At 66.7% G+C, this 12,271-nt stretch carries 13 protein-coding genes; all 13 read right to left on the bottom strand.

Annotated features, from left to right (window positions below; all coding sequences use genetic code 11):
- Positions 1 to 32: 32 nt before the first annotated feature.
- The 13 genes from KRZ98_RS03155 to KRZ98_RS03095 all read right to left on the bottom strand — a co-directional run bounded on the left by KRZ98_RS03155 (position 33) and on the right by KRZ98_RS03095 (position 12,136).
- Positions 33 to 770, bottom strand: coding sequence for an A24 family peptidase (locus tag KRZ98_RS03155; RefSeq protein WP_217672418.1), 738 nt, complete (start codon positions 768 to 770; stop codon positions 33 to 35).
- Positions 764 to 1,486 carry a type II secretion system protein N gene (locus KRZ98_RS03150; protein ID WP_217672188.1) on the bottom strand — a complete coding sequence of 241 codons (723 nt, stop codon included), beginning with the start codon at positions 1,484 to 1,486 and terminating at the stop codon, positions 764 to 766. Before KRZ98_RS03150 ends, KRZ98_RS03155 begins: the two co-directional genes overlap by 7 nt.
- The gene (gene gspM / locus KRZ98_RS03145; protein ID WP_217672187.1) at positions 1,483 to 1,968 is read right to left on the bottom strand and encodes a type II secretion system protein GspM; all 486 of its coding nucleotides are present in this window, start codon (positions 1,966 to 1,968) and stop codon (positions 1,483 to 1,485) included. The genes KRZ98_RS03150 and gspM overlap by 4 nt, the downstream gene beginning before the upstream one ends.
- Entirely contained in the window at positions 1,965 to 3,083 is a 1,119-nt protein-coding gene (gene gspL, locus KRZ98_RS03140) for a type II secretion system protein GspL (protein ID WP_217672186.1), read from the bottom strand. Before gspL ends, gspM begins: the two co-directional genes overlap by 4 nt.
- The gene (gene gspK, locus KRZ98_RS03135) at positions 3,080 to 4,069 is read right to left on the bottom strand and encodes a type II secretion system minor pseudopilin GspK (RefSeq protein ID WP_217672185.1); all 990 of its coding nucleotides are present in this window, start codon (positions 4,067 to 4,069) and stop codon (positions 3,080 to 3,082) included. The genes gspL and gspK overlap by 4 nt, the downstream gene beginning before the upstream one ends.
- Positions 4,062 to 4,781: a type II secretion system minor pseudopilin GspJ gene (gene gspJ, locus KRZ98_RS03130; RefSeq protein WP_254798039.1), complete on the bottom strand. Its 720-nt coding sequence runs from the start codon at positions 4,779 to 4,781 to the stop codon at positions 4,062 to 4,064. The genes gspK and gspJ overlap by 8 nt, the downstream gene beginning before the upstream one ends.
- Positions 4,781 to 5,143 (bottom strand): type II secretion system minor pseudopilin GspI, encoded by a 363-nt coding sequence (gene gspI / locus KRZ98_RS03125; RefSeq protein WP_217672184.1) that lies wholly within the window; start codon positions 5,141 to 5,143, stop codon positions 4,781 to 4,783. The genes gspJ and gspI overlap by 1 nt, the downstream gene beginning before the upstream one ends.
- A gap of 115 nt (positions 5,144 to 5,258) precedes the next feature.
- Positions 5,259 to 5,732 (bottom strand): GspH/FimT family pseudopilin, encoded by a 474-nt coding sequence (locus KRZ98_RS03120; protein ID WP_217672183.1) that lies wholly within the window; start codon positions 5,730 to 5,732, stop codon positions 5,259 to 5,261.
- The gene (gene gspG, locus KRZ98_RS03115) at positions 5,704 to 6,246 is read right to left on the bottom strand and encodes a type II secretion system major pseudopilin GspG (protein ID WP_217672182.1); all 543 of its coding nucleotides are present in this window, start codon (positions 6,244 to 6,246) and stop codon (positions 5,704 to 5,706) included. The genes KRZ98_RS03120 and gspG overlap by 29 nt, the downstream gene beginning before the upstream one ends.
- 9 nt (positions 6,247 to 6,255) lie before the next feature.
- Positions 6,256 to 7,473 carry a type II secretion system inner membrane protein GspF gene (gene gspF / locus KRZ98_RS03110; RefSeq protein ID WP_217672181.1) on the bottom strand — a complete coding sequence of 406 codons (1,218 nt, stop codon included), beginning with the start codon at positions 7,471 to 7,473 and terminating at the stop codon, positions 6,256 to 6,258.
- Positions 7,466 to 9,010, bottom strand: a complete 1,545-nt coding sequence (gene gspE, locus KRZ98_RS03105) for a type II secretion system ATPase GspE (protein WP_217672180.1) — start codon at positions 9,008 to 9,010, stop codon at positions 7,466 to 7,468. The genes gspF and gspE overlap by 8 nt, the downstream gene beginning before the upstream one ends.
- 124 nt (positions 9,011 to 9,134) lie before the next feature.
- Positions 9,135 to 11,330, bottom strand: coding sequence for a type II secretion system secretin GspD (gene gspD, locus KRZ98_RS03100; protein ID WP_217672179.1), 2,196 nt, complete (start codon positions 11,328 to 11,330; stop codon positions 9,135 to 9,137).
- Positions 11,327 to 12,136 (bottom strand): type II secretion system protein N, encoded by an 810-nt coding sequence (locus KRZ98_RS03095; RefSeq protein ID WP_217672178.1) that lies wholly within the window; start codon positions 12,134 to 12,136, stop codon positions 11,327 to 11,329. The genes gspD and KRZ98_RS03095 overlap by 4 nt, the downstream gene beginning before the upstream one ends.
- Positions 12,137 to 12,271: the final 135 nt, after the last annotated feature.

Genomic DNA, 12,271 nt, shown 5'->3' with positions numbered 1-12,271 from the left:
CTATATGTTCTATCGTTCCTTTGCGCCAGTCGTCAGTATAGGAAGCGAACGCAATACCAACCCGGCACCGCCGCCAGCGCCAGAAATGTGCCGAGCGGCACCCGCGCCGTCGCCTCTTTTGCCCGGCCCGTCACCAACATGACGCCCAGCCCCGCCATCGCCGCGATCAGCAGGATGAAGGGCAAGGCCTGCCACCCAAACCAGGCGCCGAGCGCGCCCAGCAGCTTCGCGTCGCCCAGTCCCAGCCCCTCACGCCCCCGCACCGCGCGATAGGCCAGCGCAATCGCCAGCAGACTGCCATAGCCCAGCGCCGCGCCGATGATCCGGTCGATCAGCACCACATCGGTCGCCCACAGGCCCAGCGTCAGACCCAGAAAGGCAAGCGGCAGGGTCAGCGCATCGGGCAGCCAATAATGCCGCCAGTCCAGCACCGCCAGCGTCAGCAGCAGCCAGCCGAGCAAGGCCCAGCCAATCCCGCCCAGATCCGGCATCGCGCCGATCGCCAGCGCGCCGATGATCGCGCAGCTGAGTTCCACCCGCCCATGCAGCGGATCGATAGCCGCGCCGCACGTCCGGCAACGGCCATGCTGCAACAGGGCGCTGAGCAAGGGGATCAGATCAAGCGGCGTCAGCATCCGGCCGCAGCCATCGCAGGCCGACCGGCCCCGCGTCACCACCCGCCCTTGCGGCCAGCGCAGGATCAACGTGGCGAGGAAACTGCCGAAAATTGCGCCGACCACCCCACCTAGCAGCGTCGCCAAGATCACAATGTGCCTTCGACCTTCAGCACCTGCGCATTCCCGACGGTTGCAAAGCCCGCCTGCCCCAGCGATGATGCCAGCGTGGGATCGGCGGTTTCGACCCGCATCGTCGCGCTATAACGGCCCGACCGCCAGATACGCAGCGCGATCGTCTCCATGCCCGACTGGCTGGCGAGCGGCAGCGACAGCGCGTCGCCATCGCAGGCGATAGCGCCCGAAAAACCCTGCGACAGGTTCAGCCCCGGAAACTGCCCGGCCATCCGCGCCCGCACCCGTCCCTCGGCATGACCGCAACGGTCGCCGGTAAAATAGGCGGACACATCCTCCATCTGGAGACTGGTGATCGGCAGCGGCGCGAAGGTGCGGCCCAGCGGCACCGCGCCGCTCACATCATCCACCCCGATCCGCCCGAACCCGACGGTCAGCGCGCCGGATATGTCGTCGGCCAGCCCCTTGGTCCGGGCAATGTCAAACCGCGCCCGGCCGGTCAGCAAGGCCAGCGGCGAAAGGCCCGCGCGGACGCTGCCCATCGGCATGTCACCCAGCATCAGCTGGTCGATCCGCCCGCTCCACACCGTCCCGCGCACGTCCCGCGCGGCCACGCCCAGCCGCTCCAGCCCGGCCAGCCCCAGCGCGACCCGCATAGGCAAGAATAGCAGCAGCCCCAGCAGCACGATAACCAACAACGTGATCCGCATCCGGCGCGAGAGGGTGAGGCCCATCATTGCCCCGCTCCCCGCACCAGCACCGCCTGCACCGACAGGCTGCCAGCGGTCGGCGCAGGCCGCGCACTCATCGTATCGACCCGCACCCCCTGCGCCTCCAGCGTGGCGATCCAGGAGAAAAGCGCGACCGGCCGGATCGATGCGATGGCAATCTCCATCCGGTCCGGTCCCTGCGCCTGCGCCCGTTCCAGCGTCAGCCCCGCTTCACCTGCGCCCTGCCCGACCAGCTGATCAAGCGGCGCGGACGGGCCGCCTTCGACCGCGCGGGGCAACGCCTTCAACTGCCGCACCGCCGCGCGCACCGCCGCGTTGCGATCCGTCGCTTCCAGCAGCGTATCGCGTGCCGACCGCTGCGCCCGGTCGAGCGGCATCGCCACCCCGAACCAGAGGATTACGCCTGCCAGCAGGGCGAACATCACGCCCAGCATCACTTGTTCGCGGGGCGATCGTTCCGCCCAGAGTGCCTGCATCCGTTCCATCATGACCGCACCGTAATCTCTGCCAGCGTCCGCCCGCCCGGCTCCTGCGCGGGGGTCGCCGTAATGGTGAAGCCCGCCGCCTGAAGCGCGAGCAGCACGATGTTGATGTCATCCGCCTTCGCCGCCGCCAGCGTCGCGCGCAGCATTCCGTCCGGGTCGCGCGACAGGCTGGTCAGCGCGACGCCGGGCGCATCCTGCATCGCTGCCATCAGCGCCGCGACCGGTGCAGTAAACGCCCGTCCGCCAGCCCCTCGCGCGGCCAGCTGCTGCTCCATCGCGCCAAGCGCTTGGCGCGCATCGCTTGCGCCGGGAACGACCTGCTGCGCCAGCGCCAGGCTCTCCGCGTCCAGCCGACTGGCCTCGCGATGGCTTTTGACGATGCCGACCAGTGCGATCAGCAGCGCCGCGAGCAGGATCAGCCCGCTCCACAACGCCACCCGTTTCAGCGCACGCTGATCGACCTGCCGCCGCACCCGCTTGGCGAAGTCACCTTGCCGCAGGTCCATGGGTGGTGTGTCCAGCGCGGCAATCGCTCGCCCCTCGATCACGCGCTGCGGCACATCGACAACGGGCGCGTCGCCGATCAGCGCGGGCAAGGCCATGTCCCCGGTCAGCGCCATGTCCGCGCCCCGCAATACCGTCACGCCGCCCATCACGCCGCGCGCAAAGCCAGTCTCCGGCTCCGGCAGCAAAAGGGGCGCAGGCACGATTATGTCGGGGTCCAGCCCATGATGCTGCGCCCAAAGCAGCCAATGCTGCATGTCGCCCCGCGCCGCCAATGCGACGATATGGGGTTGCGCGGGATCATCCTGCGCATCGGTCACCGCAAACAGCTGATCGGCAGGCAGGATTCCCTCCGCCAGCGCCGCCAGCCGCGCCGCCGCCCGCGCCTGCCGCACCGGCAAATCGGGATGCAGCGTCCAGTGCAGCGCCACCAATGCCGCAGGCGGCACCAGCATCACCCGCGCCGCGTCGGGCAAGGCCGCTATACCGCACGCCGCCAGCCAGTTCGCGCCCTCGCCCGACTGCACCAGTGTGCCATCGACCACCCGCATCCAGTGCGGCGGCGCGTCCTGCGCTTCGGGCAGAAAGACGATCAGAGCGTCGCGCGCACTCATGCCCCCGCGCCCCAGCTGCGCCGCACCACCGTCGCGGGGCTTTCCCGCGCGTCGATCAGCGACCGCTCCACCAGTTGCGTTCCCCCGACAGTCACTGCCACGTCCACTCCGAAAAACCCCGTCGTCAATTTGACCTGCTCGGCCACCTCGGTCATCGGCGACAGGCCGGCGAGCGAGGGCAAGGCCCAGAATTGCACCGTGCTGCCGTAGCCGTCCACGGGCCGCTGCGCCAGCAATTGCCGCGCCTGCGCGACGCTCAATTGCCCCGGCAGCAGCATCGCGAAAAGCGGTGCCTGTTCCGGCAGCAGCGTATTGATGTTGATCGGCGACAGATCCGTGACCGGCAGCGCACAGACCCAGGGCCGCACCGTCGCATAGATGGCGGGCGTGACCCCGTTCACCGCGCGCAATTCGCTGGCGTCGATCATCAGCCGGTTGGCAGCGCGATAGGGCCGCTGCATTTGCGCATAGACGGCATCCTCCGCCCCGCCCGGTTGCGGATCGCCGTCGCTGTCGATCCAGTCGGCCAACCCCGCCGCCGCGCTTTGCGCCTGCCGCGCATCGACGCCCAGCGCCACCAGCAGCGCCTGAAATTGCGACACGCCGATGGACCGGACCTTCAGGCTGGCCTCGCTCTCGCCACTCACCACGCTGTTGAGGTTGAAGCAATTGCCGCCATCGGTGACCCGCGCCGTCGCGGTGCCGCCCGGCACCGGAATGCTCTGCGGCGCGCCCAGCCAGCCGCCCGCCAGCGTGATCTTCGCCGGATTGGCCGCGACCAGATCGCCGATCCGCAAGCGCGCGACCGCCGTGGCGGCATCGGCATAGGCGCGCGCCTGATCGATCGCGCCACCATTGCCGGTCATCCGCGTGGCCAACGCCACCCGCTCCAGCGCGGTCGCGGCGACTACAGCCATCACCGCCACCAGCAGCAGCACGGTCAGCAGTGCCGCGCCGCGCTCGTTGGGTTTGCGCGGATCAGGCACCGGGTGCGCCTTCGATGATCGGCTTTTCGACCGGGCCGGGCGCGACGAGAAAGCGCAAGGTGACGGGCGGTTCGCCAGTGCGGGTGAGCGTCATCTCCACCGCGCGGGGCAGCAGGTCGGGCTGGGTCGGGGTCCAGTCATCGCGCCATTTGCCCGCCGCATCACGGAATTTCAGCGCGACCGCCTCGACATCGTCCAGCAACGCCGCAGGCTCATCCCCCGCCGCGCCATCCAGCTGCGCATAGGTCCGCCGCTCCAGCCGCCCCTGCCGCACCCAATATTCCACCTTTTGCAGCGATGGCCGGGGCAGGTCGCCCAGATTGTCCCAGCCGCCGCGCACAAATTGCATCACCGGCTGATCCTCGCTTTCGTGATGCGCCCAGAAGGCCGGGGCCAGCGTGCCGCTCTCCGTCCGGGTGATGCGCGGCACCGCCTGCCCCAGATCCCCCGCCAGCGCCCCGCCCGCCCGCTGCACCGCTGCCATATCGTCCAGCCGCGCCTTGACCTGTGCCTGCGCCGACACGCTGTTGCCCAGCAGGAGAACACCGGCGCTGGCCAGCATCGCAAAGATCATCAGGGCGACGAGCAGTTCGATCAGCGTGAATCCATCGTCACCCCGGACTTGATCCGGGGTCCAGGGCGCAACCCGCTGTGCCTTGCCGCACTGGATGCCGGGTCCAGCCCGGCATGACGGGGAAGTAAATATCGCCATCACTCCACCACCCGGACGAAACTCAACACCACGGGCGACGCACCCGGCTGGCCATCGACGGTCAGATCGACCTGCAACAGGCGTTGATCGTCAGTGGGTTTGACAGTCCGGCTCCAATGCCAGCTCCGCCCGCCATTCTCGACCTCGCCCGCTTCCTCTCCGACCGAAGGCGGCACCGGATCGCTCTGCGCATCGACCATCAGGTTGCGCGCGACGATCTGGCCCAGCGCCTTGCTGTCCAGATCAGCCGCCGTGCGCAGCGTCACCCCCTGCAACCGCACCAGCGCCAGCGCCGCCAGACTGAACACAGCCAGCGCGACGAGCATTTCCAAGAGGGTGAAGCCCTGTTGGGCAGAACGCATCAAAGGCGTAAAGCCGCGCTCATTGGCACTTGAGCGTGTCCCCGCGCAGGCGGGGACCCAGTTCAGATCGCGGGACTGGGTCCCCGCCTGCGCGGGGACACGTTGGAGACGGCCTCTACCCACCGACCATGACCTTCCCCGCCATGTCGACCGTTACCGACACCCGCTCGCCCTCGCGCGCCAGCGTCACGGTCAGCGGGTCAGTCGGCAGGCCGGTGCCGTCGAACGCAATCTGCTGCCGCCCATCTTTGCCGACCAGCGCGCGGGTGCCGCCTTTCCAGTTGGCGGTGACGAAGGGCTTGTCCTCCAGCGCCACCCATTGCCCGCCATCGCGGCGCTGAAAGCCATAGCCGGAGGCCGACACCCACAGTCCCATCGGCGCGGCGGTCACGACCGCTTCGTCGCGCGCGGCGGCAACGCGCGCGGCGAAGCGGTCGGCATCCTCGATCACGCGCCCGCGCGGATCGGGGATGGCCAGCACCACGGCAGCCGAAATGAAGCCGATGATCGTCAGGACGACCATCAGCTCAACCAGAGTAAATCCTGCATCGGATGCAGGATTAGAGTTCGCTGGAATAGATATCCGCATTTTCACTCTCGCCGCCCGGCTGGCCATCCGCGCCCAGCGAACTGATGTCGAACGCGCCCTTGCGCCCCGGCACGGTATAGACATAGGCGCGGCCCCACGGATCGTCGGGCAGCTTCTTGATATAGCCGCCACGCCGGTAACGCTGCGGCTGCGCCAGTGATGCGGGTGGATTGAGCAGCGCCTGCAACCCGTCCGACCCCGCCGGATAGGTCAGATTGTCGAGCCGATATTGCTCCAGCGCCTGTTCGATGGTCGCGATGTCCGCCTTCGCCTTCTCTACCCGCGCGGTGTCGGTTGCGGGGATCACGTTGATCGCCACGATCGTCGCCAACAGGCCGATGATGACGATGACGACCATCAGTTCCACGAGGGTGAAGCCATGTTCGGCGGAACGTCTGACGGACCCAAATCCCTCTTCCCCGTTCGTCCTGAGCCTGTCGAAGGACTGTTCTTTTCTTCTGAAGAAAGGCAGGGCTTCGACAAGCTCAGCCCGAACGGATTTTAGTGTAACCATATTCAACTCCTAAGCCCCGGTCAGGCTTTGCAGCTGCAAGATCGGCAGCAGGATGGACAGGATGATGACGGCGACGATCGCGCCCATCATAATGATGATGATCGGTTCGAGCATGGCGAGCGCGGTGGAGGTGAAGGCGTCGAATTCGCGCTCCAGATATTCCGCTGCCCGCTCCAGCATCGTGTCGAGCCGCCCGGCGCTTTCGCCGCTTGCCGCCAGATAGACCAGCAAGGGCGGAAAAACTCCGGACCGCCGGAGCGCCGCCGACAGGCTGCCGCCGCCACGAATAGCCTCGACAATGTCATCCGACGCGCGCCGCAGCACCCGGTTGTGCACCGTGTTGGCGGTCAAAGTCAGCCCCTCCAGCAACGGCAGGCGGCTCGCCACCATGGTCGAGAGCGTCCGCGCCATCCGCGCTGCGTGCAGATCGCGGATCAGCTTGCCCAGCACCGGCAGGCCCAGCAGCATGGCGTCGAAGCGATAGTGAAAGCGCTCATTCTTCATCGCCCGCCAGAAGCCGACGCCAGCCAGCCCGATCAGGATCAGCAGCAGCCACCACCAGCCCGCCAGAAAGGCCGACAGCCCCATCACCATCCGGGTCAGCAGCGGCAGTTCCTGCCCGACCGTATCGAATTGCTCGACCACCTTTGGGACGACGAAGATCATCAGCGCCGCGACCACCAGCACCGCAAAACTGGCCAGCACCGACGGATAGGCAATCGCGGTCAGCACTTTCGACCGCATCAGCGCCTGCCGCTCCATCAGGTCGGAAAGCCGCTCCATGATCGCGGGCAGGCTGCCCGAACTTTCGCCAGCGGAGATCATCGCGCGATAGAGCGGGGGAAAACTTTTCGGCTCCACGCCCAGGGCATCGGCCAGTCGCCGCCCTTCCATCACGCCGCCATGTACCTTGCCGACAATGAGCCGGACATGGTCCTGCTCACTCTGCCGCCCGATGGTGCGCAGCGATTCCTCCAGCGGGCTGACCTGCGTCAGCGTCGCCAGCTGGCGGGTGAACAGGGTCAGTTCCTTGGGGCTGAGGCGCAGCGTGCGCAGCGACAGGCCTGTCCGCTTGCGCGCCATCTCGACCGCGCCGGCGCTGAGTTCGACAATGAACAGCTTGCGCGCGTCGAGCTTCGCCCGCGCATCCTCCAGCGTTTCGGCCTTCAGCGCGCCTTTCCGTTCCTTGCCCGCCGGGTCGATCGCGACATAGTCAAACTCAGCCATCGACGATGGTTTCCGCCTCGACGCTGTCGCGCCGCGACACGCGGATGGCTTCCTCCGCCGTGGTCTGCCCGTCGCGCACCAGCGCCCGCGCCGCCGATCCCAGATTGGGGGCGTTGAGGAAAGCGTGGCGCGCGATCAACGATTCATCACCGCCATCGTTGATCAGGCGGCGGATCGTGTCGTCCACCCGGATCGCCTCGAACACGCCGATCCGGCCCTTGTAGCCGGTGCCGCCACATTCGCTACAGCCCTTGGCGCGGTAGATGATCGTGCCGGGGTCGAACCCCAGCAGCGCGCTGGCCGACTTGTCCGCCTGCACCGGTTCGCGGCAATGCTGGCACAGCCGCCGCACCAGCCGCTGGGCGATGACCGCGCGCAGGGTGGAGGCGAGCAGGAAGGGTTCGACCCGCATGTCGCGCATCCGGGTGATCGCGCCGACCGCGTCATTGGTGTGGACCGTGGACAGCACCAGATGCCCGGTCAGCGATGCCTGCACCGCAATCTCCGCCGTCTCGCGATCGCGGATTTCGCCGACCATCACCACATCGGGATCCTGCCGCAGGATTGCGCGCAGCCCCGCCGCGAAGGTCAGGCCGACCTTGGCATTCACCTGCGTCTGGCCAACGCCCTCCATCGCATATTCGACCGGATCCTCGACGGTCAGGATATTGCGGCTGCCATCATTGAGCTGCCGCAAACCGGCATAAAGCGTCGTCGTCTTGCCCGACCCTGTCGGCCCGGTGACCAGAATGATGCCATTGGGTTCGCTCAACCCCTCGCGGAAAATCCGGTCTGGCACGCCGTTCATGCCCAACAGGTCCAGCGTGATCCCGGCATTTTCCTTGTCGAGAATACGCAGCACCACCCGCTCGCCCGCCCGGCTCGGCAGGGTCGATACGCGCACGTCGAGCAATTTGCCGCCCAGCGTCAGGCCGATCCGCCCGTCCTGCGGCACGCGCCGTTCGGCAATGTCGAGCCGTGCCATCACCTTGACGCGGCTGACCACGACCGGCGCGACATGGGGCGGCATACGCAGCGTTTCGCGCAGCACCCCGTCGATCCGCATCCGCACGACCAGGCCGGTTTCATAGGGTTCTATATGAATGTCCGACACGCCCTGCCGCGCGGCTTCGGCGATGATGCCGTTGATCAGCCGGATCGCAGGCGCGTCATCGGCGCTGTCGAGCAGATCGTCGGCGGTCGGGATGTCGGCCGCCAGCATGTCCAGCTCGTCCGCGCCCATGTCGATCGACCCGGCCATGGCCGCTGCGCTGCCATCCATCGCATAATGGTTGGACAGGTGCCGGTCGAACTCCGCCGGATCGACAAAGCTGACATCGAAACTGCGCGCCAGATGGCGTCTGACTTCGAGCAGGATGCGCGGATCGCTCCCCTCGCGCACCGCGATGGCCAGGCGCTCGCCCTCCTGCGGGAGCAGCACGACGCCATGCTTGCGCGCGAAACCATAGGGTATGTCGATGGCGCGTGGAGATGGAGCCGCTGAAACATCTGCGGACGCGGATGTGTGTTCGCTCATACAAAACTCCGTTCGGGCTGAGCGAAGTCGAAGCCTCCTGCTGAACGAAGTGAAGCAATGCCTTCGCTCCGCTCAGGCGAGGGCTTCGACAAGCTAAGCCCGAACGGGAGGAAAGGAGGGTGCATCACTTGCGTTCTCCGCTCGGCGCTATCTCGACCGGGCGCACCACGCCGCTCGACTGGCGCACGGTTGGTTCGATCACCTGTGGCGCGTTGGGCGGCACATCAGGCTGCACCACCGCGTCGCCCGGCTGCGGGGCGACCGGCGGGGTTGCGCCCATATAGTCGCGGACCAGCTCATCGATCGTCGGCTCCATGTCGGGATTGCGCTGCAACTGCATGTTGCGGACATAGCCGTAGCGCTGCTGGGTCAGCTTCTGCGCATCTTCTTTCGAGCGGAGGATGGTCGGCCGGATGAACACCATCAAATTGGTCTTGGTCCGGCTGCGGCTGCGCGACTTGAACAGTTCGCCAAGGCCCGGAATGTCGCTGAGCAATGGAATCCGTTCGATCGTCTTGCGCTCATTATCGTCCAGCAATCCGCCCAGCGCCAATATCTCGCCATCATCGACCGTGACCGTCGTTTCGATCTCGCGCTTGTTGATGATCAGGTCGCTGCTGGAGTTGCTGACCGGCCCGGCCACGCTCGACACCTCCTGCCGCAGGAACAGCTTGATCGCGCCGCCGGTATTGATCTGGGGCTTCACCTCCAGCTTGATGCCGACATCCTGCCGTTGGACGGTGCGGAACTGATTGTCGAAATTCTGGGAGAGCGCCTCACCCGTGGTCACCGGCACCTGCTGCCCGACCAGGATCGACGCCTTCTGATTGTCCAGCGTCATCACCGACGGGGTAGAGAGCAGATTGCTTTCCGTGTCGGACTTCACCGCATTGATGATCGCGCCGAAAATCCCGTTCTTGCCGATGCTGCCGCCAAGGCCTGCAATCGCCCCGGTCGCGCTGGTCAGGCTGTTGATCGCCGATTGCTGGAGCGTGCTGGCGAGATCGCCATTAGTCTGTGTCTCGGTCGTCGTCGTGCTGCCGTCCGCTGCCACCACCGTGGTCTTGGTCGTGCCCAGCTGCGTCGCGCCATAGGCACCCGCCAGCGTCAGCAGATTGGGCGATGCGTTGCTGTAATTGGTCGCGGCAAAGCCAGTGGATGTGCTGCCGATCAGAAATTGCACGCCCAGCTTCTTGGCCGCGGCATCGCTGATCTCGACGATGATCGCCTCGACCAGCACCTGTTCGCGCCGCGTGTCGATCTGGCGGATGGTTTCGCCCAGCATCCGCTGCACGTCGCTATTGGCGGCGACGATGATGGCGTTCGCGCCCTCATAACGGGTCACGATCGCCGGGCCGCGCGTCGAAATGCCGCTGCCACTGGACGAGGAGGATGCGGCCGCAACTGGTGCCGCCGCCGCGCTCGCCGGTGCCGCACCGCCCGCCGCCGGGGTGGAGGCGGTCACTGGCTGGCTGGTCGATTGGCCGACCAGTTGCTGCAACACCGGCAGCAATTTTTCAGCGTCTGCATGTTCCAGCCAATAGACCCGGATTTCCGTGCCACTGGCGGCCTGCTGGTCCAGTTGCCGCGCCATGGCGACAAGACGCGCGACAGTGTTGGCGTCGCCCCGGATCGCGACGGCATTGCTGCTGTCGATCGGCACCACGGTCGCTGCCGATGGCGAAACATTCTCGCCGCCGCCGCTGCTCGCCACCAATGCCTGGAGCGATGTCGCAATCTCCCGCGCACCGGCATTTTTCAGCATCACCATCTGCGTCGATGACACATCGCGATCGACCCGTGCGATCACCTGCCGGATGCGGGCGATATTGTCGGCATAGTCGGCCACCACCACGCTATTGCCCGCGCGATTGGCGGTCACCGACCCGTCCTTGCTGACCAGCGGGCGCAGCGTTTCGAGCGCGCTTGCGGCGTCAATGGAGCGCAAACGGAATACTTCGGTCACGAAACTGTTGCGATTGGCCGCGCGGCCCACGCTGCTGGGTTGCCCCGCCGCGCCATCGGCGGGCTGTATGCGATAGGCGCCGCCGGGCGCTGGCACGGCAACCAGCCCATTGGCGCGCAGCGTGGACAAAACGATCTCGAAATATTCAGAGCGCGACAAGGGCCGGTCGGTGACGACAGACACTTTCCCCTGCACCCGATTGTCGATGATGAAGGTGCGCCCCGTCACCCGCGCGGCATCCTGAATGAAGGCGCGAATATCGGCATCGCGGACGTTCAGCGTCTGCTGCGCCATGCCCGGTGCGGCCAGAACCAGCGCAAGCGCGGCGGAAAGGGGGAGGAAATATCTGGTCATTGGCCTTGCACTATAAGGTTCACCGAGGCGACGGCCGCGCCGCGCTCCACGGTCAGGGACAGGCGCGCGCCGGGCGCGATCTGATTTTGCAGGGACTGGAGGTCGCCCACCGGCTGGCCGTTGATCTGGCTGATAATGTCGCCGGGCCGGAAACCGGCACTGGCAAAGCCCGGTCCCTTCGCGCTGACCGCCAGCCCGGTCACACGACCATTCTGCATCCGGGGCGCAAAACCAATGTCGCGTTTCAGGCTGTCGGCGGTCGGGCCAGCCGATGGCGGCGGCGACGCAGGGAGCGACGCCTGTGTTTCGCCCCCTTCCGGGGCAGCCGTCGGCGCTGGCGTCGACTGGTCGAGGAATATCTGCTCTTCCGCCCCGCCCCGGTCGATCGTCACATGATCGAACGCCACCGATTTCAGCACCACGCCGGGCAGGATTTCATCGCCCACGGCAAAACTGCTCTGCACCCCGTCGGGCGCAGCAATGATCGCCGATCCCAGCCCGGAACCTTCGTTCAACCGGATGCCATACAGCGTCAGCGCCAGCGATGTGACGACGCCATTGCCCGCCGTCTGTGGCGCGCCGGTGCGAAAGAAGGGATCGAAGCTGGCGAACAAAGCCTGCCGCGCGGCCGGGGTCAGCAATTGCGCCTGCCGCCCTTCCCATGGGCCAAAACTGCCCACCGGCGTCACGACCACCCAGGCCAGCCGCACCAGTTGCAGCGCCAGCAGGGCGATCAGCCCCTTTTCCAGCAGCGCCAGCCCGTCAATCGACCGACCCCGCAACCTGTTGGCGATCGCCACCCGCATCTGCCTTGCTTGCCCCTTTGTGATGGGCCGCTGCTAAGCACTTCCTCTTACGGCTGGATGACAGTGATGTGACTGATTTATGACAGGCGAAATTCCGCCGTCATGGCGCTTGCATTTCCAGGCCTGGCCAGTAGC

This window comes from Sphingobium sp. AS12, assembly GCF_019097845.1.
GTDB lineage: Bacteria > Pseudomonadota > Alphaproteobacteria > Sphingomonadales > Sphingomonadaceae > Sphingobium.
This window is presented reverse-complemented; position numbering and strand designations above follow the sequence as displayed.